This window comes from Pseudomonas sp. GD04015, from assembly GCF_029837675.1.
Classification (GTDB): Bacteria; Pseudomonadota; Gammaproteobacteria; order Pseudomonadales; family Pseudomonadaceae; genus Aquipseudomonas; species Aquipseudomonas paralcaligenes.
The window spans coordinates 1-25,534 of record NZ_JAOEEE010000020.1 but is presented as its reverse complement, the minus strand read 5'-3'; the positions used below and the strand labels follow the sequence as shown (position 1 = coordinate 25,534).

Annotated in this window: 19 protein-coding genes; 7 read left to right on the top strand and 12 right to left on the bottom strand. The window is 69.0% G+C overall.

What is annotated here, in order from left to right:
- Positions 1-103 precede the first annotated feature (103 nt).
- A protein-coding gene (gene prfB, locus N7640_RS16655; RefSeq protein WP_220813650.1) for a peptide chain release factor 2 occupies positions 104-1,199 on the bottom strand; the annotation gives its coding sequence in 2 pieces (ribosomal slippage) (positions 104-1,126 and positions 1,128-1,199; 1,095 coding nt in all).
- A gap of 199 nt (positions 1,200-1,398) precedes the next feature.
- On the opposite strand from prfB, the gene N7640_RS16650 reads away from it, so the two are divergent.
- The 5 genes from N7640_RS16650 (at position 1,399) to N7640_RS16630 (ending at position 7,027) form a co-directional block, all read left to right on the top strand.
- Positions 1,399-1,908: a sigma-70 family RNA polymerase sigma factor gene (locus tag N7640_RS16650; RefSeq protein ID WP_279903903.1), complete on the top strand. Its 510-nt coding sequence runs from the start codon at positions 1,399-1,401 to the stop codon at positions 1,906-1,908.
- Positions 1,909-1,958: 50 nt separating this feature from the next.
- Positions 1,959-2,882 (top strand): FecR domain-containing protein, encoded by a 924-nt coding sequence (locus N7640_RS16645; RefSeq protein WP_279903904.1) that lies wholly within the window; start codon positions 1,959-1,961, stop codon positions 2,880-2,882.
- A gap of 109 nt (positions 2,883-2,991) precedes the next feature.
- A complete protein-coding gene (locus N7640_RS16640) occupies positions 2,992-5,427 on the top strand; it encodes a TonB-dependent siderophore receptor (protein ID WP_279903905.1) in 2,436 nt (811 codons plus the stop codon).
- Positions 5,421-6,611: an MFS transporter gene (locus tag N7640_RS16635; protein ID WP_279903907.1), complete on the top strand. Its 1,191-nt coding sequence runs from the start codon at positions 5,421-5,423 to the stop codon at positions 6,609-6,611. Before N7640_RS16640 ends, N7640_RS16635 begins: the two co-directional genes overlap by 7 nt.
- A gap of 2 nt (positions 6,612-6,613) precedes the next feature.
- Positions 6,614-7,027 (top strand): hypothetical protein, encoded by a 414-nt coding sequence (locus tag N7640_RS16630; protein ID WP_220813654.1) that lies wholly within the window; start codon positions 6,614-6,616, stop codon positions 7,025-7,027.
- Positions 7,028-7,058: 31 nt separating this feature from the next.
- Here N7640_RS16630 and N7640_RS16625 read toward each other — a convergent pair whose 3' ends face one another.
- From N7640_RS16625 to N7640_RS16615, 3 genes are read right to left on the bottom strand one after another with little or no spacing between them, the layout of a single operon-like run.
- Positions 7,059-7,988: an autotransporter outer membrane beta-barrel domain-containing protein gene (locus N7640_RS16625; protein ID WP_279903910.1), complete on the bottom strand. Its 930-nt coding sequence runs from the start codon at positions 7,986-7,988 to the stop codon at positions 7,059-7,061.
- Positions 7,989-8,019: 31 nt separating this feature from the next.
- Positions 8,020-9,393, bottom strand: a complete 1,374-nt coding sequence (gene xrtQ / locus N7640_RS16620; protein ID WP_279903912.1) for an exosortase Q — start codon at positions 9,391-9,393, stop codon at positions 8,020-8,022.
- Positions 9,386-11,371 (bottom strand): VIT domain-containing protein, encoded by a 1,986-nt coding sequence (locus N7640_RS16615; RefSeq protein ID WP_279903913.1) that lies wholly within the window; start codon positions 11,369-11,371, stop codon positions 9,386-9,388. The genes xrtQ and N7640_RS16615 overlap by 8 nt, the downstream gene beginning before the upstream one ends.
- A gap of 167 nt (positions 11,372-11,538) precedes the next feature.
- Here N7640_RS16615 and N7640_RS16610 point away from each other — a divergent pair, with 167 nt between their 5' ends.
- The gene (locus tag N7640_RS16610) at positions 11,539-13,182 is read left to right on the top strand and encodes a sensor domain-containing diguanylate cyclase (protein WP_279903914.1); all 1,644 of its coding nucleotides are present in this window, start codon (positions 11,539-11,541) and stop codon (positions 13,180-13,182) included.
- Here N7640_RS16610 and N7640_RS16605 read toward each other — a convergent pair.
- Positions 13,175-13,909: a tellurite resistance TerB family protein gene (locus N7640_RS16605; RefSeq protein WP_279903916.1), complete on the bottom strand. Its 735-nt coding sequence runs from the start codon at positions 13,907-13,909 to the stop codon at positions 13,175-13,177. The genes N7640_RS16610 and N7640_RS16605 overlap by 8 nt on opposite strands.
- A gap of 263 nt (positions 13,910-14,172) precedes the next feature.
- On the opposite strand from N7640_RS16605, the gene N7640_RS16600 reads away from it, so the two are divergent.
- Positions 14,173-14,832: a transglutaminase-like cysteine peptidase gene (locus N7640_RS16600; RefSeq protein ID WP_279903918.1), complete on the top strand. Its 660-nt coding sequence runs from the start codon at positions 14,173-14,175 to the stop codon at positions 14,830-14,832.
- Here the strand turns inward: N7640_RS16600 and recJ are convergent.
- The 7 genes from recJ to N7640_RS16565 form a co-directional block, all read right to left on the bottom strand.
- On the bottom strand, positions 14,829-16,544 hold the full coding sequence (recJ, locus tag N7640_RS16595) for a single-stranded-DNA-specific exonuclease RecJ (protein WP_279903919.1): 1,716 nt from the start codon (positions 16,542-16,544) through the stop codon (positions 14,829-14,831). The two genes, N7640_RS16600 and recJ, sit on opposite strands and share 4 nt — an antisense overlap.
- Before the next feature lie 138 nt (positions 16,545-16,682).
- Positions 16,683-17,222: a YaeQ family protein gene (locus N7640_RS16590; RefSeq protein WP_279903921.1), complete on the bottom strand. Its 540-nt coding sequence runs from the start codon at positions 17,220-17,222 to the stop codon at positions 16,683-16,685.
- Between the two features lie 189 nt (positions 17,223-17,411).
- Entirely contained in the window at positions 17,412-18,557 is a 1,146-nt protein-coding gene (locus N7640_RS16585; RefSeq protein ID WP_279903923.1) for a GGDEF domain-containing protein, read from the bottom strand.
- 133 nt (positions 18,558-18,690) lie between these two features.
- Positions 18,691-19,380 carry a phospholipase D-like domain-containing protein gene (locus N7640_RS16580; RefSeq protein WP_279903925.1) on the bottom strand — a complete coding sequence of 230 codons (690 nt, stop codon included), beginning with the start codon at positions 19,378-19,380 and terminating at the stop codon, positions 18,691-18,693.
- A 10-nt stretch (positions 19,381-19,390) separates the two neighbouring features.
- Positions 19,391-19,942: a rhomboid family intramembrane serine protease gene (locus N7640_RS16575; RefSeq protein WP_220814440.1), complete on the bottom strand. Its 552-nt coding sequence runs from the start codon at positions 19,940-19,942 to the stop codon at positions 19,391-19,393.
- On the bottom strand, positions 19,939-25,173 hold the full coding sequence (locus tag N7640_RS16570; protein ID WP_279903928.1) for a DNA repair ATPase: 5,235 nt from the start codon (positions 25,171-25,173) through the stop codon (positions 19,939-19,941). The genes N7640_RS16575 and N7640_RS16570 overlap by 4 nt, the downstream gene beginning before the upstream one ends.
- 75 nt (positions 25,174-25,248) lie before the next feature.
- Positions 25,249-25,488 carry a hypothetical protein gene (locus tag N7640_RS16565; RefSeq protein ID WP_220814438.1) on the bottom strand — a complete coding sequence of 80 codons (240 nt, stop codon included), beginning with the start codon at positions 25,486-25,488 and terminating at the stop codon, positions 25,249-25,251.
- Between the last annotated feature and the right edge of the window lie 46 nt (positions 25,489-25,534).

Below are 25,534 nucleotides of genomic sequence, written 5' to 3'. Positions count from 1 at the left end.
GTTCGTCCCCTCTCCCGCCGGGAGAGGGTTAGGGTGAGGGGATGGGCAGCGGCCCCTCACCCCCGCCCTCTCCCAGGGGGAGAGGGAGTCATATCGGGTCGTCTCAGAGACCTTGTTTCAGGCTGGCTTCGAGGTAGCCGTCGAGGTCGCCATCGAGCACCTTCTGGCAGTCGCTGCGCTCGACGCCGGTACGCAGGTCCTTGATGCGCGAGTCATCGAGCACGTAGGAGCGGATCTGGTGGCCCCAGCCAATGTCCGACTTGCTGTCTTCCAGTGCCTGCGAAGCGGCGTTGCGCTTCTGCATCTCCAGCTCATACAACTTGGCCCGCAGCATCTTCATGGCGGTGTCCTTGTTGGCGTGCTGGGAGCGTTCGTTCTGGCAGGCCACCACGGTGTTGGTCGGCACGTGGGTGATCCGCACCGCCGAGTCGGTGGTGTTGACGTGCTGACCACCGGCGCCGGAGGAGCGGTAGGTGTCGATGCGCAGGTCGGACGGGTTGATCTCGATCTCGACCTTGTCGTCGATCTCCGGCGACACGAACACCGCCGAGAACGAGGTGTGGCGGCGGGCGCCGGAGTCGAACGGACTCTTGCGCACTAGGCGGTGCACGCCGATCTCGGTGCGCAGCCAGCCGAAGGCGTACTCGCCCTTGATGTGCACGGTGGCGCCCTTGATCCCGGCGACCTCGCCTTCGGACAGCTCGACGATCTCGGCGCTGAAGCCGCGCTTGTCGGCCCAGCGCAGGTACATGCGCAGCAGGATGTTGGCCCAGTCCTGGGCCTCGGTGCCGCCGGAGCCGGCCTGGATGTCCAGGTAGCAGTTGTTGGTGTCCATCTCGCCGCTGAACATGCGGCGGAATTCCAGCTTCTCGAGGATCTCGCGCAGGCGCTCGACTTCGGCGGCGACGTCGTTCACCGCGCCTTCGTCGTTCTCCTCGACGGCCATGTCGAGCAGGTCGCGGGAGTCGGCCAGGCCATTGCTGAGGTCGTCCAGGGTCTCGACGATCTGCGCCAGGGTGGCGCGCTCGCGGCCCAGGTTCTGGGCGTACTCCGGGTTGTTCCAGACGTTCGGGTCTTCGAGTTCGCGGTTTACTTCGACGAGACGATCATGCTTGTGATCGTAGTCAAAGATACCCCCGAATCGTCTGGGTCCGCTCGGACAGGTCCTTGATGCTGTTGAGGATCGGATTGATTTCCATGGCTGGCGGCACTCGCAGGTAAAACTTCGGAAAAGCTGCGGAGTATACCTGACTCGGACATTACTGGCAGTCGCCAAAACCGGCCCTGCAGACGAGCGATGCATCGCCCCCTGGCCCGCCAGCAAGCCATTGCTTTTGAAATGAGTAGCTACATAGAATAATTATCATTCAGCAATCGTTTCGGAATCCGAGATCTGCCGTGTCTGCGACCAGTTCCAGCGAGCCCCACGAATTCCACCAGCTCTACAGCGACCACCATGCCTGGCTCTATGGCTGGCTGCGTCGTCGCCTGGGCTGCTCGCACCATGCGGCGGATCTGGCCCACGACACTTACCTGCGCATTCTCAGCAGCCGTCAGGCTCCATCAGCCGAGCAGGCCCGCCCGCACCTGATGCAGATCGCCAAGGGCCTGGTGATCGACCGCTACCGCCGCCAGGCCATCGAGCTGGCCTACCAGCAGGCGCTGAGCATGCAGCCGGAAACCCTGGCCCCGTCAGCCGAAGAGCGCGTGCTGATCATCGAGGCGCTGATGCAGATCGACAGCATGCTCGCCAGCCTGAAGCCGCTGGTGCGGGAAACCTTCCTGCTGTCGCGCTTCGAGGGGCTGACCTACTCCGAGATCGCCAAACGCCTGGGCATCGCCGTGGCGACCGTGCGCAAGTACATGCTGGTCGCCATGCGCGCCTGCGTGGCGGCGACGGCGGAATGAGCCTCGTCGTGCCGCACGCCGAGCTGCATAAACAGGCACAAGAAACAGCCATGCACTGGCAGGTCATCCTCTGGTCCGGCGAGGTTACGGAGCAGGAGCAGCACGCGTTCCATGCCTGGCTGCACGCCGATAGCGCGCACCAGCACGCCTGGCAGGCACTCCAGCGCGCCTGCAGGCCGCTGAGCCAGGTGCCGGCGGCCATCGCCAGCCAGGCCCTGCGCAGTGCGCCAGCCAATCAGCAGCGGCGCAAGGTGCTGCTGGGCCTGGGCCTGCTGTGCGCCAGCCTGGCGAGCGCCCGGCTGATCCAGCAGACGCCGCAGTGGCAGACCGCCCGCGCCGACTATCGCACCCGGCGTGGCGAAACCCGGCGCGTCAGCCTGCCTGATGGCACCCTGCTGACGCTGAATACCGACAGCGCGGTCGATCTGCACTTCTCCGCCAGCACCCGCACGCTCCAACTGCTCCAGGGCGAAGTGCTGATCAGCACCGCCGCCGACCCGGCCGCCACACCCCGTCCGTTCCGGGTCAGCACGCCCGCTGGCGACATCCGTCCGATCGGCACGCAGTTTTCGGTACGCCGCCTGGACGACGAGCAAGGCAGCGTGCAGGTACAGGTATTCGCCGGGGCCGTCGAGATCAGTCCGCAGGCCGGCGTCAGCAGCCGTCTGGACGCAGGCCAGCAGGCGCGCTTCGACCGGCTGCGCACCACCCGCCCGCTGCCGGCCCAGCCCAGCAGTGCGGCCTGGGCCAGGGGCCTGCTGGTCGCCGAGCAACAGCGCCTGGGGGATTTCCTGGACGAATTGAGCCGCTACCGCCCCGGCGTGCTGCGCTACGCGCCGGAAATCGCCGAGCTGCCGGTATCCGGGGTTTATCCCCTGGCGGATACCGACGTCATCCTGCACGCGCTGGAGCAGGCGCTGCCCATCCGCGTCAGCCGCATGACCCGCTACTGGATCAGCGTCGCCGCGCGCTGAGCGCCGAAAAACTTTCCAGCAGGCCGTAGCACTTTTTCGTTCTCGTGCGGGATTAGCCACAGAAGCCCGATTACTTCTGCCCTTCTGTAGCCCCTCACAAGGACACATCATGCCAACCCGCACAACGCAACCTCACGCGCCAGCGCTGCTACTACTCGGTTGCCTGGCTACCGCCATCACCGGCAGCTACGCACAGGCCCAGCCAGCCACGCAGAGCCTGCAACAGATGCAGTTCGCCATTCCCGCCGGCCGTCTGGACCAGGTACTCAACCAGTTCGCCGCCGCCACCGGCATCCTCCTGGCGGTGGATGGCAACCTGACCCGCGACCGGGTCAGCCAAGGGCTGCAAGGAACCCATAGCATCCACAGCGGGTTGGCGACGATTCTTGCCGACACCGGGCTGACCACCGAGCAAACCGGGCCGGCGCAGTATCGGCTGAGCCTGATTGCGGATGAGCTGACCACGCTGCCGGACACCTACATCGCCGCCAGCCAAATCAATGAAACGCCCCAGGGGCCGGTCGCCGGCTATATCGCCCAACGCAGCGCCAGCGCCACCAAGACCGACACCAGCCTGCTGCGCACCCCGCAGGCGGTGACCGTGATCAGCGCGCAGCAGGCCCAGGCGCAGGGCGCGCACAGCCTCACCCAGTCGCTGCGCTATGCCGCCGGGCTGTCGCCGGAAGTGCGCGGTTCCTCGACCCGCTACGACATCCCCTATATCCGGGGTTTCGGCTCCCCCAGCGACCCGATCATCTTCCAGGATGGCCTGCGCCTGCTGCGCGGCCCCGGTTATGCCATTCCCCAGGTAGAAGCCTGGGGCAGCGAACGCATCGAGCTGCTCCGGGGGCCGTCTTCGACCCTGTACGGCACCGCCATGCCCGGCGGGCTGGTCAACGCCGTATCCAAGCGCCCCACCGACTACGCGCGCGGCGAAGCGCAGTTGCAGCTTGGCAGCCACGATCATTACCAGGCCGCACTGGACCTGTCCGGCCCGGCCAATGAAGAAGGCACGCTGCTCTATCGCCTGGTAACGCTCGGCAAGGTGGCCGATACCCAGGTGGTCAACAGCGAGGAAGAGCGCTACTACATCGCCCCGTCGCTGACGCTCAAGCCCAACGAGCGCACCCGCCTGACCCTGCTCAGCAGCTACCAGAAAGACCCGGAAGGCGGCTACTACGGCATCCTGCCGACCGTGGGCAGCCTGTGGAAAAGCCCTGCCGGGCAGATTCCCCGGGATTTCAACGACGGCGACCCGGCATTTTCCGAGTACGACCGCGAACAGTACGCACTGGGCTATGAATTCGAGTACGACCTCGACGACACCTGGAGCCTGCGCCATCACCTGCGCTACCTCAGGGCCGACGCGATCAGCAAGGACGTTGCCACCGCAGCCCTGGAGGCGGACAACCACACCATCCGCCGCTATGCGCTGGCGACGGACGAGTCGATAGCCGGCATCGTCTCGGACCTGCAACTGCAATCTCGATTCACCACCGGCACTCTGCAACACACGCTGCTGATGGGCTGGGAGCATCAGAACATCGACTCCGCGCAAAAGCGGCTTTACGGCAGCGCACCGTCCATCGACTACCTCAACCCGCGCTACGGCATTGCCACAGCGCTGAACCTCGGCCCGTTCATCGACCAGGACCAGGCCATCGAACAGAACGCGGTCTACGTGCAGGACCAACTGCAACTGGGCAACTGGGGCCTGCTGCTGGGCGGTCGCTACGATCGCGTACACACCGACACCGACGACAACCGCACTGCGGTCAGCCAGCGTCAGCGGGACAGCGCCTTCAGCGGCAAGCTGGGCCTGCTGTACAACTTCACCGAACAACTGGTGGCCTATGGCAGCTATGCCACCTCCTTCCTGCCGGTCAGCGGTACCGATCACCTGGGCAAGGCCCTGACGCCGACCACCTCCAAGCAGTACGAACTGGGCCTGAAATACCAGCCGGCCAGCTTCGACGGGCTGTTCACCCTCGCCTATTTCGACATCACCCAGCAGGACGTGGTCGCCACCGTCAACCCGCTCATGCGCTACCAGACCGGCGAGATACGCTCCAAGGGCATCGAACTGGAAGGCAAGGCCAGCCTCGACCAGCGCACCCAGCTCATCGCCGCCCTGAGCTATACCGATGCCAAGGTCAGCCAGAGCGTGGGCGTCGACAAAGGCGATTCGCCTATCGGCATTCCCGATCGCAGCGCCTCGCTGTGGCTGGACCATCGCCTCGCCCACCCCGCACTCGACGGCCTGACCATCGGCGCTGGCGTGCGCTACATCGGCGAGGCCGTCGGCGGTTACAGCCCAACAGCGTTCACCCCCGGCGCACGCCGCCTGGATGTGCCTGGCTATACCCTGCTCGACGCCATGGCCAGATACGACTTCGGCGTCCTGGATGGCCGGCTCGACGGCATCAGCGTCCAGCTCAATGCCAACAACCTCGCCGACAAGACTTACGTCACCTGCCTGAGCAACAACTTCTGCAATTACGGCAACGGCAGGACGGTCTATGCCTCGCTGAACTACCAATGGTGAGCCTGACCCCGACCGCCAAGGGGCAATTGCACATCCTGCTGGCACTCAATGCGCTGTATGTGGGCTTCGGCATGATCATGGGCGTGGTCAACGGCGGCATGCCGACCATCATGCGCAGCCAGGGGCTGAGCCTGGCTTCGGCCGGCTGGCTGTACCTGCTGTTTCTGCCGTTCGGCCTGACCTTCCTGTGGGCACCGCTGATCGACCGTTTGCGCCGACGCAGCGGTGATATGAGCCTGATCGTGACGATGCAGTTGCTCGCCGTCGCCACCCTGCTGCTGGTGGCCGGCGCAGCCGAGCGGCCGCAGTGGCAGTTGTTCTGCCTGGGCATGCTCGCCTCGTTGGCGATCGCGACCATGGACCTGGCCCTGGATGCGCTGGCGGTGCAACGGGTCGATGCCGCCTGGCGGCCAGCGGCCTCCGGCAGCAAGCTGGCGGCCCTGTCCTTCGGGGCCATGCTCGGCGGCGGCGTGTTCGTCGCGCTGTTCGAGCGGGTCGGCTGGCAGACTGCGTTCGTCCTGCTGGCGGTCGTGCTGGCCGCCCTGCTCCTGCCGATCTGCCTGCTGCCACGCGCCCCCCAGGCGCACGTCGCACAAGCGCGCCCGGCCAGCCTGCCCGCGCTGTTCCGCCAGCCAGCGGCGCGCCGGCGCATCGCCCTGCTGAGCCTGACCTGCTGCGTCATCTTTCCCCTGGCCGGCCTCGGCCGGCTGATGCTGCTCGACCTGGGCGTCAGCATCGAGCGCATCGGCTGGATCATCGGCACCCTTGGCCCACTCAGCATGCTGCTGGCGTCGCTGCTCGCCATCGCGCTGATGAAGCGCTGCGGCCTGTTAATCAGCATGCGCCTGTTCGTCGGCCTGGCGCTGCTGGCCCTGTGCGCCATCGGCACGGGGCTGACCCTGCACCAGCCAACAGCGGCCATGCTCGGCACGCTGCTGCTCGGCGCGGGAGTTGGCGGCATCTACGTCACCCTCGCCAGCATGATTCTCGGCTGGTCATCCGGTAGCCAGCCGGCCACCGACTACGCCGCCTATTACGGCATCGGCCGCTTCGCCAGCACCCTGGCGACGATCGCGGCCGCCAACCTGATCGGCCATATCGGCTGGACGCCCTTCTACCTCGCTGGTGCTGCCGCCTTGCTGCTGGTCGCCGTGGCGCTGCAACCTGTCTACCTGGAGCACTGAACATGCCGGCGCAACCCGACCCGGACTTTTTCGACCTCACGGCCTGGCCCATGGCCTTCATCCGCTTTCCCGAGCTGCATGAACCCGAGCGGGTCGCCCGCCTGCTCGCCGGGCTGGATGGGCTGCTGGCCCGGCAACAGCCCTTCGTGGCGATCTGGAGCCCGCCCAGCCACGACCATGACGACGAACCCCACGCCGATGAAAAGGCCGCGATCCTGTGGATCAAAAAGCACAAGGTGCCGCTCAACCAGCTCTGCCAGGGCTACGTGTACATCACCGACGACAGCGCCCTGCAAACGCTGCTGAAAGAGCGCCTGCAAACGGTATCCAAAACCCTCTATCGCTTCCCCATGCGTGTGGTGGCAAACCGGCAGATGGCCATTGAAGTGGCCGGAAGCATGCTGGCAGGGCGCTGAAACGCCAGCGCAAGACCGTGTCGGGCAGCGCTCAGAACTTCAGGCTCAGGCGCGCCGCCAGGGCGTTGTCGCGGGCGTCTTCGGCATAGTGGCCGGCGTAGGTCAGGCCCAGGTAGGCGTTCTCGCCCAGCTCGCGGTCCAGGCTCAGGTCCAGGCGCAGGCTGGCGCGCTCGAACTCGCGCCCCCGCAGGCGCAGCGCCTCGCCCTCCTCGCTCCAGGCGCGGCTGGCGAGCCGGTCGCTGCCCAGGTCCTGGCGCAGCGCCAGGCTGGCGCGGCCGACCCACTTGCCGCCCTGCGCGTACCACGGCGCGGCCAGGCGCCAGCCGAGGGTGAGATGGCCGCTCTCCTCGTCGGCACCCGGCAGGCGCAGCCGGCGGGCCTGCTGCGCGGGTGCGTCGAGCCGGACGTAGGCCAGGCCGGCGAAGGGCTCCAGGGTGAAGTCGCGGAAGTCGAGGGCGAAGCTGCTCTCGCCGAACAGCTGCCAGCTGCGCGCCCGCTCGCCCCGCTCCAGCTCGTGCCAGCCGTGCAGCACGCCTAGCTTGAAGCCCAGCTGGTTGTAGACCCGAGTGGCAGCGTACAGACCCAGGTGCGCGCTGTCGCTGTCCGCGTGGTCGTCGGCCTCCAGCCGGGCGCGGGCCACCGAGGCCAATGCCCCACCCATCCACTGCCCGCCCAGCGGACGATCCAGGCCCAGCACCAGCCCCTCGCCGTCGCGTCGCAGGCCGCCGTCCCAGGAACCGCGGATACCGTAGGCCCGCGACCAGAGCGGCCACTCGCCCTCCTGCGCCTGCCTCTCGCGGAAGGCGAAGCGCACCTGTTGCAGACGGTCCAGCGCCGCCTCACGCGGCAGGCGGCTGTCGTCCAGCAACAGGGCGCGCTGGTCGAGCAGCAGTTCGCCGGCCAGCGCGCCCTGGCCGGTGAGTGTCAGAACCAGTGCGCCCAGAGTCGCCCGCCGTGCCATGTCCGCCTCCCGATGAACTGGAGGGAGTCTATCAGGGGATCGCCTCGGCCGTGGTCACCGCCAGCCAGGGGCCGGGCGAGCGGCCGGCCAGCGCGCTCCAGTACCAGGCCGAGTGATCGCTGAAACTGGCGCCGGCGGCGTCCTCGATGTACTCGCAGACCCGCAGCGGGCCGCCGGGCCCTTCGGCGACGAAGCAGCGTTGCAGCCCGGGCGTTGCCCCGCCGACGGCATCGACACGGCGTTGCAGCACCTGGGCACCGATGCGGTAGCCGAGCCCTCGAAAGCAGTCCGCCGCCGGATGCAGCTTGCGGGTCGGCCGGGTGACGTGGCGCAGGCTGACCACGCGCTCGCCGTCACTGAAACGGCCGATGGCGCCGGGGAATTGCGCGGCGAAGCGCAGCTCGACCGGCGACAACGCCAGCGGGCGCAACTCGCGGCCTGCCAGGCGCTGCGGCCACTCGATGGCGCTGGCCAGGGCGCGCGGCGGTTCCGCCTCGGCCTGCAGCAGCGGCCAGCCGCCCAGGCCGACGAACACCAGCGCCAGCCCCGCCTGCCAGAGGCCCGGCACGGTCTCGATGGTCAGCCGTGCCGACGGCGATACGGGAATCCAATTGCCGGCGGTGACGATGCGCATCACCAGGGCGCAGACCACGACGAACACCAGCAGGCCGATGCCCTCGTGCATCCACCCCGGCCAGCCCAGGCGGCCGGTTTCCTGCAACACCAGCAGGCTGTTGCGCAGGATGTTGCCGACCAGCACCAGTGCGCCGAGCAAGGGGATGCGCCGCAACAGCAGGCGGTCCGGCAGGCGCAGCCAGGCGGCGCTGGCGAAGGCGGTGAAGTAGGCGACCCAGGCCATCTGGATGCCGGAACAGGGGGCATCGACCATCACCAGCTGCCCGCCGACCTCCAGCGCGCTGCCCTGACGGGAAACGACCAGGCCGCCGCCGCGCAGCAGCCAAGCGCTGGCCTCGGCGGTGAGCAGACGCAGCGGATAGCCGAGGTAGAACTGCAGCGAGGACAACAGCGGCAGCGCCAGCAGGCCGAGGCCGAACCAGGCCAGGCGCGGTTGCCCGCTGCCGCGCAGCGCCATGGCCACGCCCAGCACCGCCAGCACGCCCAGGGCGGCGCGGGGCAACGGCGGCCAAAAGCCCTGGCTCAGCGCCGCGAGGGCGGCCAGCGCGGCCCCCGCCAGCAGCCAGCCGGTACGTGGCGCCACGAGAAAGCCACGCCGCTCGCGCCACAGCACCAGCAGCAGCGCGCCCAGCGCGACGATGCCGTAGGGGTCGTCCGAGCCATCGCCCAGGCGCCGCGCGCTCCACGCCCACAGCGGCCACAGCGCCAGGGTCGCCAGCAGCAGCCAGCTCCAGCCCGGCAGGCCGCGCCGTGCCCGCTCATCAGCCACGGGCGCGGCGCCTCGCCATCCAGCCCATGCCCAGCGCGGCGACCAGCAGCATGGCCCAGGCCTCCGGCTCCGGCGTGCTCGGCACCGGCGCGCCGATCGCCTGGTTGCTCACGCCTTGGGGCAGCGGCAATGGCTGGGCGACCTTGGCCGCCTCGCCCGGCTGCGGGTTGCGCACCTGCTCGTCCACGGCGACGAACGAGGTGTAGGGCGTCAGCAGGCCGTACCTGAGGCCGAAGTCGAGGATCGCCTGGCTATGGACGTAGCCGCCCTCCAGGGTCTCCTGGTCGACCAGGCTGGCGACCTTTCGCCGCGCCCACAGGTGCGCCAGCGCCTGGCCGCCCTGCTGCACCTGCGCCGCCACGATGGGCACCTCGGCGTGGAACGGCCCGCCGCTGCCGTGGCCCTCCACCCGCAGGTTGCCCCGGGCCGGGCCGCGCCACTTGCCGAACACCGCCAGCGGGCGCTCGGCGAACAGGTCGGGCAGCACCGCCGGCTCCACGTCGTATACCTCCAGGCCGTCGAAGCTCAGCTTCGGACTGGCCAGCAGCGGCGCCTCGATCATCCGCCGCAGGCGTTCGGCCTCCTGCGCCGCCGACGCGGCGTCGAGCACCACGAACGGCTCGCCCTGGCCGGCGCGGGCCAGGCCCTCGATCAACTGGCGGTTGACCGAGCTGCCGATGCCGAAGGCGAACAGGTTGGCCTTGTCCAGGTTCTCGCGCACCAGCCGGAAGGATTCGCGCTCCACCGTGACGTAGCCGTCGGTGACCACCACGAAGCTGCGCGAGCGCTCGGCGTCCACCGGTATCGCCAGGGCCTGGCGCAGCGCCGGTAGCAGCTCGGTGCCGCCGGAGCCCATCTGCGTGTCGAGCAGCGCCAGCGCCGTCTCGACGTTCTCCGCCGTGGCCGGCTGCGACTGCGGCGCCAGCATGCGGCTGCTGCCGGAGAACAGCAGGACGTTGAAGCTGTCCGCCGGGCGCAGGCCGCCGATCAGGTTGCGCAGCAGCTGCTTGGCGGTATCCAGCGGAAAGCCGTGCATCGACCCGGAGATGTCCACCACGAAGATGTACTCGCGCGGCACGATCAGGCTGGCGGGTGCGCGCCGGGGCGGCGCGACCAGGGCCAGGAAGAAGTTCTCCTCCTCGCCCTCGGCGAGCAGCACGCCGCTCTGGAAGCCCGCGCCGGACAGCCGGTAGTCGAGCACGAAGTCGTGATCGTTGGCCGGCCGGCCATCGTCGCCCAGCCCAAGGCGCAGCCGGTTGGGCCCCAGGCGCTCGCTGCGCAGCGGGTGGCTGGGCGAGGCGACATCCTCCAGCGGGGTCGGCGCCGCCAGGTCGACATCGAGCCGGAAACCGCTGGCCGGTACCTGGCCCTCGGCCAGGTAGGGCGTGGCGACCCACGGCTCGGCCTTGTGGCTCTCGCTCCCCGGCCGGCCGTTGTAGCGCGGCCCGACCACGGTCGGGAAGACGAAGCGGTAGACGCCCTCCTCCGGCAGCAGCAGCTCGGTGTAGCGCAGCTCCACGTCCACCTCGTCGCCCGGCAGGATGTTGGCGACCTGCATCTGGAACACGTTCTCGCGCTGCTGCTCCAGCAGCGCCGCGGTCTTGCCGGCGCTCCTGGCCTGCTGGTACTCCGCCCGCGCCTTCTGCTTCTCGCGGATCTGCGCGCGCAACTCGCGCTCGCCCAGGCGCACGGTCATGCCGTACACCGCCGCGCGGGTCGAGCCCGGGAACACGTAGCGCGCCTCCAGCGCCCGCTGGCCCTCGTTGCGGTAGCGCTGCACCACCCGCACGTCGGCCATCACGCCGAGGATGCGCACCTGCACCTCGGTGGCCTTGAGCGGCAGACTGTCAACGCCTGGGTCGCCGCCCTCCACCGCGAAATAGGGACTCTGGCTGTGCTCCTGCTGGGCCGCCACCAGGGTCGAACAGGCCAGCAGGAGCAGCCCCAGCACTGCCCGGCTGCAGAATGTGCGCAACATATCCATCTCCCGCGAACGTTTGTCGATGGCGGGATGCTGCGGACGCGGCGTGGGAAAAGTTTGAAGATTGCGTGGACTTTGTGTGGAATGCAGCGACGCGGCCGCGAGGCCTTCACCACCCCGTCATCGGCCCGCGCCTGGGCGGACAGCATCCGGAGTCGCCGTTCATGCGCCCAGCCTTCAGTCTGCGCAGCCATTTCGCCCTGCTCATCGCCCTGCTGGTCACCCTGCTCAGCTGGCTGTTCGGCACCCTGATCGGCAACGACTCGGGCAGCCGCATCCGCGAGGACGTGGGGCGCGACCTGACCGAAGTCTCGCTGCAGATGATCGACCGCCTGGACCGCGACATGGCCAGCCGCGCCGCCTACCTGCAGGTGCTGGGCAGCCTGCAGGTGCTGCGCCAGCCGGACGACCCGGGGCAGATCCGCGCGCTGCTCGACCGCCTGCAGAAGGAAATCCCTAGCATCGCCTGGATCGGCTTCACCGACCCGATGGGCGTGGTCCTGGCCTCCAGCAACGGCATCCTCGAAGGCGTCAGCCTGGCCCAGCGCCCCGTCTACATCCGCGGCTACAAGGAGCTGTTCATCGGCGACGTGCACGAGGCGGTGCTGCTGGCCAAGCTGCTGCCCAACCCGAGCGGCGAGGCGATGAAGTTCGTCGACATCAGCCTGCCGGTGTACGGCCCGGACGACCGGCTGGCCGGCGTGCTGGCCTCACACCTGTCATGGGCCTGGGCCGACGAGGTGCGCCAGTCGCTGCTGGAGCCGATCCAGCGGCGGCGCAACGTCGAGTTCCTGATCCTCGGCAGCGACCACACCGTGCTGCTCGGGCCCAAGCCGATGATCGGCCAGAAGCTGGACCTGGCCGAACTGCGCCGCCCGCTCGACCCGGCTGGCCAGTGGGCCGTGCAGCGCTGGCCGGACGGCGAGGACTACCTGACCGGCTTCGCCGCCAGCCAGGGCTACCAGGACTACGCGGGCCTGGGCTGGATCGTGGTGGCGCGCCAGGCGCTGGACGAGGCCTACGCCCCGGCACACGAGATCGGCCAGCGCATCGTGCTCTGGGGCGTTGCCCTGGCGCTGCTGTTCGCCGCCATCGGCTGGCTGACGGCCGGCTACTTCACCCGCCCACTGCGGCAGATCGCCAGGGCCGCCGACCGCCTCAGCGCCGGGCGGATCGCCGTGATCCCCGACCTCGACAGCCCACGCGAGATCGCCATGCTCAGCCAGTCGATCCGCCAGCTGGTGGAGAGCCTGAGCCGCCAGCAGAATGCCCTAGGCCTGATGGAGAACAAGGCCTACAGCGACCCGCTGACCGGCCTGGCCAACCGCGCCGCGCTGGAGAATTTCCTGCGCCAGGCCAGGAGCCACGAGCGCGGCCTGGCCCTGCTCTACATCGACCTGGACGGCTTCAAGCCGGTCAACGACCAGTTCGGCCACGCCGCCGGCGACCAGTTGCTCAAGCATGTGGCCGTGCGCCTGCGCGGCTGCCTGCGCGAGGGCGATCTGGTCGCGCGCCTGGGCGGCGACGAATTCGTGATGGTGCTGCGGGTGGCAGAAGGCGATGCGCTGGAACAGGCGCGGGAGGTGGCGGAACGGGTGCTGCAGGGCCTGCGCCAGTCAGTGCTGATCGACGGCCACGAAGTGCGCATCGGCTGCAGCATCGGCGGCGCGTTGTGGCCACGGGACCACGAGGTGCTGGAAGGTGCCCTGGAGCTGGCCGACCAGGCGCTGTACCGGGCCAAGCAGGCCGGGCGCAATCGCGCGGAGTTCCAGGCCGAGGCCCGGAACCCCGGCGGGGATGTCAGCTGACCAGTTCGCGGCGGACCTGGGCTTCCAGTTCGGCCTTGAGCGAGGGCTCCAGCTTGAGCTGGCGGGCCAGCTCTTCCAGGTAGGCGCGCTCCATGAAGTGTTCCTCGTCCACCATCAGCACGCTGGCGATGTACATCTCCGCGGCGATTTCCGGGGTGCTGGCGGCGCGCGCCACCTCGCCCGGGTCGAGCGGCTTGTTCAGTTCCGCTTCCAACCAGCGCACCAGCTCGGGGTCGCCCGCCAGCGCGCCGATCTGCTCCTCGATCAGCTGGCGTTCGCGGGCATCCACGTGGCCATCGGCCTTGGCCGCCGCCACCAGCGCCTTGAGGATGGCCTGGCTGTGCACCTCGGCCTGGGGCGCCGGCAGGCGGTCGACGGTCTGCGGCTCGACGAGCGGCTGCGTGCCACCCTGCTGCTGGGCCTGCCAGTTGCCGTAGGCCTTGTAGGCGATCACCCCGAGGGCCGCCAGGCCGCCGTAGGTTAGGGCCTTGCTGCCCAGCTTGCGCGCGCTCTTGTTGCCCAGCAGCATGCCCAGGGCGCCCGCCGCCAGCGCGCCGCCACCGGCGCCCTTGAGCAGGCTGCCGAGGTCGCCGCCGCCCGCCTTGCCGGCGCCGGTCACGCTGCCGAGCAGGCCGCCCAGGCCAGCGGACGACGAGGCACCGGATTTCTGCTGCAGCAGGTCCTGGCCGGACTTGAGCAATTGGTCGAGCAATCCACGAGTGTTCATCTGGGCCCTCCTTCAGGGGTAGCCGTTCCATGAGGTCGGTCGATTCTAATCGCCGGCATCGCCGCCCGGCTCGCGGCGCAGTGCTTCCAGATATTGCCGCGGGCAACCGGCCGGCCGCCTCCGACGGAGCGTGATCCAGTTCGGGAATCCGCACGCCGGCGGCCCGCCATCGCCCTAAACGGTGGGGCAGGTCACATCCGTGGCGGCGACGATCTTTCAGGATCGCCCGGACACCGCCACCCCGGCGGCCGGAGCCGCCGCCCATGCCCCACGCCTCGCCCCGCCCTTCCTCGCGTCGCCGGCTGCTCGGCCTGCTAGGGCTCGCGCTCGCCCTGTGCGGCACGCCCGCCGACGCCGGCGACGCGCTGGCGGACGCCCTCGCCGCCGGCCGCCTGCAGGCCTGGCAGCAGTTGCTGGAACAGGGTGGCGACGACGAGCGCGCCCTGCTGGAGCGGGTCAACCGCTTCGTCAATCGTAGCGTGCAGCACGGGGAGGACCAGGACATCTGGGGCCAGGCCGACTACTGGGCTACCCCGCAGGAGACCCTGGGTCGCGGGCGTGGCGACTGCGAGGACATCGCCATCGCCAAGTACTTCGGCCTGGTCCGCCTGGGTGTGCCCAGCGAGCGCCTGCGCCTGACCTTCGTCAAGTCACTGGAACAACAGCGTGCCCACATGGTGCTGGCCTACTACGGTGACGAGCGCGCCGAGCCGCTGATCCTCGACAACCTGCGCGCGCAGATCCTGCCCGCCGGCCAGCGCGGCGACCTGCTACCGGTCTACGCCTTCAACAACCACGGCATCTTCTTCGGCAGCGCGCCGCAGCGCAGGTCGAAGCAGACGCCCCAATTGCTGTCGCGCTGGCAGGACGTCAACGCGAGGACGCTGGCCGAGGCCGGCGCGCCCGCCGATCTGGCGATCTAGCGTGGCGCCAGGTGCGCCACCATCAGCTGGACGCTCTCGCGTCCCTGGTACTCGTTGACGTCCAGCTTGTAGGCCAGCTCCACCCAGCGCACGTTGGGGTTTGGCCATACCTCGCGGTCGATGTTGAAGGCGATGCCGTCCAGGGTCTGGCCGCCGCATTCGGTCTTCACCACCAGCTTGAGGTGCTTCTCGCCCACCACCCGCTGGGTGACGATCTGGAACACGCCGTGGAACAGCGGCTCGGGGAAGTGCTGGCCCCAGGGGCCGGCATGGCGCAGGGCCTTGGCCAGCTCCAGGTGGAACTCCTCGGTGCCCAGCTGGCCGTCGGACAGCAGGCGGCCGGTGAGGTCGTCCTCGGTCAGCTGGCGGCGCACTTCCGCGTCGAAGGCGCTGGCGAAGGCGCCGTAGTGGCCCTGGGGCAGCGACAGGCCGGCGGCCATGGCGTGGCCGCCGAACTTGCTGATCAACCCGGGGTGGCGCGCCGCCACGGCGTCCAGCGCGTCGCGGATGTGCAGGCCGGGCACCGAGCGGGCCGACCCCTTGAGCAGGCCGTCGCCGGCGTCGGCGAAGGCGATGGCCGGGCGGTGGTAGCGCTCCTTCAGGCGTGAGGCGAGGATGCCGATCACCCCCTGGTGCCAGTCCGGCTCGAACAGGCAGAGGCCGAACGGCAGGCTCTCCACCGGCAGGTCGCGGAGCTGAGCCAGGGCCTCGCGCTGCATGCCCTGCTCGATGGCCTTGCGGTCCTTGTTCAGGTCGTCCAACTGCTGGGCCATGTCGCGTACCAGGGCCTCGTCCTCGCACAGCAGGCACTCGATGCCCAGGCTCATGTCGTCCAGGCGTCCCGCCGCGTTCAGCCGCGGGCCGAGGATGAAGCCGAGGTCGGTGGAACTGATCCGCCCATGCTGGCGCCCGGCCACTTCCAGAATCGCCCGCAGCCCCGGCCTGGCCCGGCCGGCGCGGATGCGCGCCAGGCCCTGGTGGACCAGGATGCGGTTGTTGGCGTCCAGCGGCACCACGTCGGCCACGCTGCCCAGGGCGACCAGGTCGAGCAGCTCGCCCAGGTTGGGCTCGGCGATGCCCGCACGGGCGAACCAGCCGACCTCGCGCAGCCGCGCGCGCAGGGCCAGCAGCACATAGAAGATTACCCCGACCCCGGCCAGCGACTTGCTGGGGAAGTCGCAGCCCGGCTGGTTGGGGTTGACGATGGCGTCGGCCGCCGGCAGTTCCGGCCCCGGCAGGTGGTGGTCGGTGACCAGCACCCGCAGCCCGGCGGCCTTGGCCGCAGCCACGCCGTCGACACTGGAGATGCCGTTGTCCACCGTCACCAGCAGGTCGGGCCGGCGCTCCAGGGCCACGGCGACGATTTCCGGGGTCAGGCCGTAGCCGTACTCGAAGCGGTTCGGCACCAGGTAGTCGACGTGGGCCGCGCCGAGCATGCGCATGCCGAGCACGCCCACCGAGCTGGCGGTGGCGCCGTCGGCGTCGAAGTCGCCGACGAAGAGGATGCGCTCGCGCCGCTCCAGGCCCTGCACCAGCAGTTCCACCGCCGCATCAATGCCCTTCAGCCGCTGGTACGGGATCAGCCGCGCCAGGCCCTTGTCCAGTTCCTCGGCGGAGCGCACGCCACGGGCCGCGTAGAGACGGGTCAGCAGGGGCGGCAGGTTGCCCAGGTCAGGCAGGGTGTCGGGGAGCGGGCGGAGATCGATACGCATGAAAGAAGAAGCCTGTTGATTCGTAGGACCACCCCCTCTCCCCTTGGGAGAGGGTTGGAGTGAGGGTATTGCGGGCGGCTCGGAGCTGCCGGGTGGCTCCTCACCCCCGGCCCCTCTCCCAGGGGGAGAGGGGAGGACTCAGCGCTCGCCAGCCAGCCACTCCAGGGGAATCTCGTGCTGGCCGCGCTCGTCGGTGACGTACAGCAGGCCGTCGCTGATCATCACGCTCCAGCTGAGCGAGCGTGGCAGGTCGCGGGCCAGGTTCTCCAGGGCCTCCTGGTCCACACCGACCACGTTGATGTTCTTCAGGCTGCGCACGCCGTCGAGCACCTTGCTCTGCCATACCCGCAGGTTGCCGTAGGCCAGCAGGCTGAACTTCTCGGTGCGCCGGGAGCACCAGGTGATGCGCTCGGCGTCAGGCTGGCCGACCTCGATCCAGTGCAGCACGCGGTCGTCCAGGCTCTTCTCCCACAGCGCCGGCTCGTCGACGTCGGACAGGCCGCGACCGAAGGCCAGTTGCTCGTGGTACCACAGCGCGTAGGCGATCAGCCGCACGGCCAGGCGCTCCTCGGTCTCCGAGGGATGCCTGGCGACGGTGAAGCGCAGGTTCTCGTAGACGTTGCGGTCGAGGTCGGTGAGATTGAGTTCGACTTTGTAGGGCGTGGCTTGCAGGGCCATGGGCAGGCTTCCGGCGGCTCGAAAAGGCGGCAAGTCTACCCGATTCGCCCCGCAGCCTGTTCACGATCTCTTGGGTGAGGAAACATCCGCCCCGTTCGGCAACGCAGCGGGCGAAACGGCGCAGGCTTCGCGGCCGAGGCCGCTCCCACAGGGGATTTCAGCGGGGCGCGACAGATTCCGGGCAGGCTCTCACCGGGGCTCTGCCCGGTACAGCTCCACCCGGTTGCGCCCGGCCGCCTTGGCCGCGTAGAGCGCCTCGTCCGCCAGCGACAGCAGGCGGTCGAGCTGGTAGCCGGCCTGGGCCGCCTCGGCGATGCCGATGCTGACGCTCAGCTGGCCCGCGGCGACGAACGGTAGAGAAGCGAACTCGCTGCGAATCCGCTCGGCCAGGGACAGCGCCGCGGAGGCGTCGGCCCCCGCCAGCAGGCAGACGAACTCCTCGCCGCCGATCCGCGCGCAGATGTCGTGCTGGCGGGAGCGGTCCATCAGGATCTGGCCGAAGTCGGCCAGGGCCTGGTCGCCGGCTGCGTGGCCGAAGCTGTCGTTGACCTTCTTGAAGTGGTCGAGGTCGCACAGCAGCAGCACGGCCGGCCGACGCAGGTGCGCGCAGTCGGCGAGCAGCCGGCCGGCCGCGTCGACGAAGGCGCGACGGTTGCCGATGCCGGTCAGCGGGTCGCGCAGCGCCGCGCTCTTGTACAGCAGCTCGGCGCGCTCCTTGACCATCGACAGGGTGACGAAGGCCAGGCCGATGGCGTACAGCAGCGTCTCCAGCACCACCAGGGAGAAGAAGGTGGTGCTCTGCCCCTCCGGGTCGAACGGCATGTCCCGGTCGAGAAAGGCGCGCACGATATAGAAACCGGCGTGGAGCAGCACCAGGGCCAGGGTCGGCCGGTAGTCCACCTCCAGTTGCAGCCTGCTGCGCCACAGCTCCCAGGCGCCGAGAACGGCATAGGCGGCCATCAGCAGGGAGCTGAGCGTGATGCGCAGCGACAGCGCCTGGTGGAAGGCCGGCACCAGGCACAGCAGCAGCCACACCGCGCCGCCGGCCAGCATGCCCCAGCGACAGGGCGAGCGCCCGGTGAACACCCGCAGGGCGGTCCAGGCCAGGGCCGCGCTGAACAGCACCAGCAGGTTGCTGAAGACGATGGGCACCCAGTCGATGCCCACTCCGCGCAGGGTGCCGACCAGCGCCCCGAGGGCACCGATCACCAGTGCCGCCGCCAGGTAGCCCAGCGTGCGGTCGCGCCCACGGGTCCAGGCGTGCAGCATCAGCACGCTGACCAGCAGGAGTACGTAGATGTCCAGCATCACCAGGGTGGCGAGGTTCAGCTGCATGATGCACCTCCGCTCACCCGCGAACGGCGCTCTGGCACTAGAGGCATGAAGCGATAACTACACGAACGGTCAAAATTCCCGCCACTTTACGTGGCGCCGTTCGGCGAAGCCAGAGGAAGCAATCAACTGGCCATCAGCGGGCGTAGCGCGTCCAGAGCGACTCGAACACCCGCGCATAGTCGGCCACCAGTTGCGGATGGTCGATCACCAGCAGGTTCTCCTCGTTGCTGGTGCTGGCGCTGCGGGTCCAGTTGAAGCTGCCGTTGAGCAGGATGCGCCGGTCGAACAGGGCGAACTTGTGGTGCATGTGGAACGGGCTGTGGTCGATGCGCAGCGGCACGCCTTGGGCGATCAGGCGCAGGACGTCGCTGCCTTCGTCGTGCTGCTTCTCGTCGTCGCTGATCACCCGCACCGCCACGCCCCGGCGGTGGCAGGCGGCGATCTCGTCGCTGAGGCGGTCGTCGGAGATGGTGTAGACGCAGATGTCCACCGACTCGCGCGCCTGGCGGCACAGCTCGCGGATCTTGCGCAGGCAGTCCTCGCCGGGGCTGAAGTGGGCGCTGGCGACCGCCGGGCGCGGTGGCGTGGCGGCCAGGTCGAGAGTACGCACCACCTGCTCCAGCCACTTCAGCGCCGGCAACACGTTGGCGGGATCGGTCAGCGCCAGGTCGCGCACCAGGTCGAAGGCACGGTTACGCAGGTAGCGCACCTGGTCCGGGCCCAGGTCGGTGCCGAGCTGGCGCAGCTCGTCGCGCTCCTCGTTGCTCAGCTTGAGGTCGACCAGGCTGTCGCGCAGTTGCTGGTCGAGACGGGCGAAGTCCATGTCCACATCCTCAGGTCGGGCGCCGGCGCCGAGTCAGGGCGGCGAACAGCACGCCGCACAGGGCACCGAACAGGTGGTATTCGAAGGAGATGTCCCGGCTCGGCAGCAGGCCGAGCCACCAGCCGCCGTAGTAGAGCAGTACCAGCAGGGCGATCAGCAGGCTGGCCAGGCTGCGCTCGAACCAGGCCCGCGCCAGCAGCAGGCCCCACAGGCCGAACACCCAGCCGCTGGCGCCCAGGTGCAGCCCCGGCCGGGCGAACAGCCAGACCAGCGCCCCGCTGCCGACGATGATGAAGGCGCTGGCAGCGAGGAACTGGCGCAGCGAACCGAGCAGCGCCAGCCAGCCCAGCAGCATCAGGCCCGGCAGGTTGTTCAGCAGGTGCCACCAGCCGGCGTGCAGCCAGGGCGCCAGGAGGATGCCGGGCAGGCCGTCGACCCGCCGTGGCAGCACGCCCCAGGCGTTGAGGGCGTGGCCGCTCAGGCCGTTGACCAGTTGCAGCGCCAGCAGCGCCGCGGCGATGCCGATCAGCAGCCGCAGACGGGGCGCCAGCCAGGCCGTCACGCCTTTTCCGGCCCCGGCTCGGTCGGCGACTGCGGCGCGCCGAGGAACTGGCCCAGCTCGCGCAGGCGTTGGGCCATCTCGCCCATGCGGCCATGGGTGCGCAGGTCGATCTCGATCTTCTTGTCCATGGCGTTCATCAGCGGCAGGAAGCTGTTCTGCAGGGTCTCGGCGACCCGCTCCAGCAGCACCTGCACGCCGGGCTGGGGCGGCGCCTGCACGGCCACGTCCACCTGGGGCTGCAGGGTCCCGAGCCGCTCCAGGCCGGCCAGCAGCTCGGCCCAGGGAATCTCCTGCTGCTTCTGCGGCTCGCGCTGCAGGGCACGGATGCCTTCCACCAGATCGTTGAGCTGAGCCACCACGCGGGCGCCGACGTCGCTGTCGCTGCCACCCATGGCCTTGTTGCGCAGGAAGTCGCGCTTGATCTGCTCCCAGCGGGCACGCTGTTCTTCCGTCATATTGCCACGCAGCTCGGCCAGCTTGAGCAGGTTCTCCTCGGCGCCGGTGGTGAGCAGCTGCGACTCGCCCTGGTAGTGGTCGGCGATCAGCTGCAGCAGCTCGGCGTCGTTCATCACCGCGCTGATCTTCTCGGCCATCTTGTTCATGTTGCGGTAGCTGCCCTGCAGCTTGAACGGCGGCTCGCTGCGGTACTGGTCGGCCTGGGCGGCGCTGGCGATGTACTGCTGGTTGACCCGGCCCACCACGTCGCGCACCTGCATCAGGCGCTGCAGGGTGCTGACGATCTCGTTGATCTCCGCGCCGCTGTAGCCATGGCTCAGCTCGTTGGCGGAGAACGGCTTGCCCTCGGCCTTGGCGACGAAGCGGTAGACGTCGGCCATGTCGCGGGTCGCCAGCGGCGCCAGCACCGGGTTGGAGGTCAAGCCGTTCTCGATGTACGACAGGGAGAAGGCTTCCTGCATACCGCCCAGGGTGTCGCCGAGGTTATAGATGTCGGCGCGGTTGGCGAGCATGTCGGGGATCTTGAAGACATCGCCGGACTCGGTGTACGGGTTGCCGGACATGATCACGCAGAACTTCTTGCCGCGCATGTCGTAGGTCCGGGTGCGGCCCTTCCATACGCCCTCGATGCGCCGGGTGCCGTCGCACAGCGAGATGAACTTCTGCAGGAACTCCGGGTGAGTGTGCTGGATGTCGTCGACATACAGCATCACGTTGTTGCCCATTTCCAGCGCCAGGTTGAGCTTCTCCAGCTCCTGGCGCGAAGTGGCGTCCGGCGCCTGGGCCGGATCGATGGAGCGCACCTCGTGGCCCAGGGCCGGGCCGTTGATCTTCATGAAGATCAGGCCCAGGCGGTGGGCGACGTACTCCATCAGGGTGGTCTTGCCGTAGCCGGGCGGCGAGATGAGCATCAGCAGGCCCATCAGGTCGGTACGCTTGTTCTCCCCGGCGGTGCCCATCTGCTTGGCCAGGTTGTCGCCGATGAAGCCCAGGTACACGTCGTTGATCAGCTTGTTGCGCACGAAGGAGCTGAGCGGCCTGGCCTTGAACTCGGACAGGCGCAGCGCCTCGCGCTCGCGGGCGATCACTTCCTGGCGTAGCGCCTGGTAGCGCTGCAGGCCGGGCAGGAACGCCTCGCGGTGGCTGCGCAGGCGGGCGAACAGGTCGTCCACCGCCAGCACCAACTGACGCTCGTGGATCCGCGGGTGCTCGCCCATCAGGTCGGTGACGGTGAAGCGCAGGTCCACCTCGGTGACGCGGCCGGGGAAACCCTCCCCCAGCAGCGACAGCGCCACCGCCTCGGCCACGTAGCCGGCCAGCGGTGCGAACTCGTCCTGGGCGCACAGGCCGCGCAGCCAGTTGCCGGCCAGCGCCCACTGCGCCGCCGGCCGACCGTCCAGGCGTTCCAGGGCCTGCTGGTAGTCGTCCCACATGCGCGCGCCCTGCAGGCGCAGCTTGAGACCTCCCTGCAGCTGCCTGGCGTATTTGCTGAAGACGAACTCGACGCGCTCGGCGGCCAGCTCCTGCACCAGGTATTCGGCGGCCTCGCCCACCACCGCCTCGTCCAGCCCCAGCGGCTGTTCGGCGAGGAAGGCATGCAGCGCCTCGGCGATCTCCTCCTGCAACTGCTGCAACCCGTCGCGGCCGCCGAACAGCTGCTGGATATGGCGGCTGGTGCGCGCCCGCTCCGGCCACTGGGCGGCCCCGTCGGTGTCCCGGCGCAGGTCCCAGAACAGGCAGCCCAGCGCGCGCGCCTCGGCGCCGTAGCGCAGCAAGCCGGCACTGTCGCGCAGGGGCAGCAACTGGGCGAGGATGACGGCAGCGTCGTGGTCGTGGATGCCCTTCTCGTAGCCTTCCTTGTAGCGCGGCGCGGCGAAGTCGCGGATCAGCCTGGCCAGCTCGTCCGGCTGCGCCAGCAGCGGCTTGAGACGCTCCAGGCTCAGCCCCTCGCGGCCCTCGTCGGCGGCGGCCAGCACCTCGCCGGCCAGATACTCGGCGCGGTACAGCTGCTCGGATTCGGACTCCAGCGCCACCTGCCAGAACGGCTTGAGCGCCTCCAGTTCGGGGTTCTCCAGCGGTTCGAGGAAGTCGGTGCCGGTCAGGTGCAGGTAGAGTTGGTCGCCGCGCGGCAGCAGGGTCAGGTCCAGCTCCTGGGTGTTGACGCTGAAGCGGTGGCGCGGGCCGAGCTTGATGACGTTGCCGCCCGCCTCGAACAGTTCGCTCTTGTCGCGCAGGGCACGCACCGCCTGGTCGCGGGCACCCTTGAGGCGCGCCTCGATGTCGTCGGCCTTGACGCTGTCCTTCAGCTCGCGCAGGCGCTCGGTCATCTCGCGCAGCTTGAGGATCAGCGGGTCGGCAGCGAAGAAGGCGTTGAGTTCCTCGGCCTGGGTGAACCGGGCGGTGCGCCGGCCCAGGCTGTCGAGGATGCGCCGGGCGGCGTCGAGCACGCCCTGGGCCTTGCGCTGGCGCTCGTCGAGCAGCGCCTGCTTGTGCGCCTCGAAGGTCTCCAGCAGTTCCTCGCGCTTGGCCATGATGTCGCCGAGGAACTGCTCCTGGTCGCCGAACTGGCTCTCCAGTTCCTCCAGCTGCACCAGCAGGCGGGCCAGCTGCTCGTCGCAGCGCTCCGGGTCCTGGGCCTGGCCGAGGGCGTTGGTGATGCCCTGGCTGAACAGTTTGAACTGGGCGCCGAACTGCGCCACCGTCTCGCTCGAACCCAGGCCCTTGCGGCGCTGCTCGGCGCGCGCCCTGGCCTGGTTCAGGCGGGCGTAGATCTCGGAGATGGATTCGACGATGCGGGTGCGCTGGGTGGCGTCCTCGATCTTCAGCCCGGCCATCAGGCCGGACAGCATGTCCAGGTCGGCGGCCATGGTCTGCAGGGCGGCCATCGGCTCGGCCAGCTGTGCCACGGTCTCGGCCTTCTGCGCCTGCTCGTCGAGGCCCTGCAGGCGCACCACGAAGGGCTGCAGGGCGCTGTCGTCGGCGAGGAAGCTGGCGGTGGCCGCCGAGATGCGCTCCTGGGCGGCCAGCAGCTCGGCCTCCATGGCGTCCAGGCGTTCCAGGTCGATGTAGCGGTATTCGCGGATGGTCAGCAGCAGGCCGCGCTGGGCGGTGATGCCGTTGAGGGCGTCGACGAAGCTCTGCGCCTGGTCCCAGCTGTCCGGCAGCAGGCTATCGAGCAGCGTCTTGTGGCGGCTCTCGGCGTCGACCATGGCCTGGGCCGACTGCTTGCGGATGCTCTCGACCTTCTCGTACTCGTCCAGCACCAGCTCGGCGGTGGCGGCGATCTCGCGCAGCAACGGGGCCAGCCCGGCCAGCTGCTCGCTGGCCAGCCAGTGGTAGGTGTCGAACAGGCGGCGGGTGTTCTGGCACAGCAGGCTGTAGCGCTGCACCGACACCGAGGGCGCGTCGATCTCGCGGCACAGGTCGTAGAGGTCGGAGATGCCGCGCACCAGCTCGGCGTTGCCGATCTTGCCGAGAAAGCCGCTGCGCGCCGGCTGGCGGGCGGCGAATTCGTCGCTGCAGAACGGCGTCTGCCAGATCTGCATGGGGTGGATGCGGGTCGGCTCCTCGCCTTCGGCGGAGAAGATCACCGTGCGCCCGTCCTCCAGGCGCGCGTAGCCGTGGCCGAAGATCGGGTTCTGCAGTTGGCGGTTGATCATGTTGTAGGTGAGCAGTACCGAGCGGCCTTCTTCCGGGTGGTAGAAGATGTACTGCACGTCCTCGCCGTTGGGCGAGCGCACGGCGCGCTTGAAGCGCATGCCGGCCATGGACTGCTCGAAGGTCTTGTACTCGCCGTTCTGCAGGTAGTAGCCGCCGGGGAAGATGATGCCGTGGTCTTCCGGCAGCTGGACGCAGGCCTGGCCGATGGCGTCGATGCGCTCCACCTTGCCGGTGAGGCCGTTGTACACCAGGTAGCGCCAGCGCTCCTCGCGGTACGGCAGCACCTTGAGCAGCACCAGGCTGCCCAGGCGGGCGAACTCGACCTGGGCGTCGTCCAGCGACTGGGTCTTGTCCATCACCTCTTCGCGGTAGATGCCCAGGCCGTCCTCGGTGTTGTTCTCCACCTTGATGGTGAGGTCGCCGCCGATGGTCTCGACGAACAGGGTGTCGAGGATGTTCAGGTGCGGATGGCGGCCTTCCACCACCATCTCGCGGGTGGCCCGGGACCACTCGAAGTCGAACGGCGCCGGCAGCGCGATATCGCGCTCGCCGCGGTTGTCGATGTAGCGGACGTCCTTGCCGTCGAGGGAGATCGACCAGCGGAACACGCGGATGTCGGTGATCCGCTCGCCGATCTGGAAGCTCGCCAGCAGCTTGCCGTCGCGGATGGCGAGCTGCAGCAGGCGGGTATTCTTGTAGTAGCTGTACAGCTCGTTGAAGTCGTTGACGAAGCCGGGCGCGGCCAGGAAGGTGCCTTCCAGCGGCACCGGCTCGGCCTCGTAGGCATCGCCCTCGCCCACCAGCCGGTAGAGGGAAAACACGTCGGCGACGCCGGTCTCCTTCTTCAGGCCGATGAACACGTTGTAGCCGAACAGCAGGCAGTCGCCGACCTGGACGATGTCGCGGGCGATGCAGTTGTTCTCGGTGCGGATGCGGACCCGGCCGATCACCTCCATCTGGCTGCTGCCGAACTCCTCCAGGCGCTGCCGGTTGAGTTGCTCGGCGGTCTGCCGCAGGCGCTGGCCCTGGTCCTCCAGACGCTTGTGCAGCACCTCGTAGGCGCCGCCTTCGGCGACGGCCTTGTCCAATACGTCCTGTGTATGTGCGTCCGACATCGTGCTCTTCCTGGATCTGCGTATTCGGGCCCTAGGCGATGGGTGGACATGCTGTGGGCCTGCCCACCCCGCGCGCTACCCGCCGATCTTCTTCTCGACCTTGGCGATCTTGTCGCGCAGCGCCGCGTCGATTTCCTCCGGCCGGACCTGCGCGATGATCTTGCGCAGCACCCGGACCTCGTTATCGTCGATCACCCCGTCGCGCTCGGCGATCTCCAGCAGCGCCTTCAGCTCCTGGGCATCCAGGCGCCCGTCATCGCTGAAGCACTGGATCGAGCGGAAGGTCATCTCCAGATAGTCCCTTGATTCCGACATGGCTGTTTCCTGATTGATCGAAATGGATAGATGGGGCGGCATCGCC

Coding starts and splice junctions, on each gene's coding strand:
- N7640_RS16645 (WP_279903904.1), top strand. CDS start 1,959: ATGCACTGGCAGGTCATCCTCTGGTCCGGCGAGGTTACGGAGCAGGAG.
- N7640_RS16640 (WP_279903905.1), top strand. CDS start 2,992: ATGCCAACCCGCACAACGCAACCTCACGCGCCAGCGCTGCTACTACTC.
- N7640_RS16635 (WP_279903907.1), top strand. CDS start 5,421: ATGGTGAGCCTGACCCCGACCGCCAAGGGGCAATTGCACATCCTGCTG.
- N7640_RS16630 (WP_220813654.1), top strand. CDS start 6,614: ATGCCGGCGCAACCCGACCCGGACTTTTTCGACCTCACGGCCTGGCCC.
- N7640_RS16625 (WP_279903910.1), bottom strand. CDS start 7,988: ATGGCACGGCGGGCGACTCTGGGCGCACTGGTTCTGACACTCACCGGC.
- N7640_RS16615 (WP_279903913.1), bottom strand. CDS start 11,371: ATGTTGCGCACATTCTGCAGCCGGGCAGTGCTGGGGCTGCTCCTGCTG.
- N7640_RS16610 (WP_279903914.1), top strand. CDS start 11,539: ATGCGCCCAGCCTTCAGTCTGCGCAGCCATTTCGCCCTGCTCATCGCC.
- N7640_RS16605 (WP_279903916.1), bottom strand. CDS start 13,909: ATGAACACTCGTGGATTGCTCGACCAATTGCTCAAGTCCGGCCAGGAC.
- N7640_RS16600 (WP_279903918.1), top strand. CDS start 14,173: ATGCCCCACGCCTCGCCCCGCCCTTCCTCGCGTCGCCGGCTGCTCGGC.
- recJ (WP_279903919.1), bottom strand. CDS start 16,544: ATGCGTATCGATCTCCGCCCGCTCCCCGACACCCTGCCTGACCTGGGC.
- N7640_RS16590 (WP_279903921.1), bottom strand. CDS start 17,222: ATGGCCCTGCAAGCCACGCCCTACAAAGTCGAACTCAATCTCACCGAC.
- N7640_RS16585 (WP_279903923.1), bottom strand. CDS start 18,557: ATGCAGCTGAACCTCGCCACCCTGGTGATGCTGGACATCTACGTACTC.
- N7640_RS16580 (WP_279903925.1), bottom strand. CDS start 19,380: ATGGACTTCGCCCGTCTCGACCAGCAACTGCGCGACAGCCTGGTCGAC.
- N7640_RS16570 (WP_279903928.1), bottom strand. CDS start 25,173: ATGTCGGACGCACATACACAGGACGTATTGGACAAGGCCGTCGCCGAA.
- N7640_RS16565 (WP_220814438.1), bottom strand. CDS start 25,488: ATGTCGGAATCAAGGGACTATCTGGAGATGACCTTCCGCTCGATCCAG.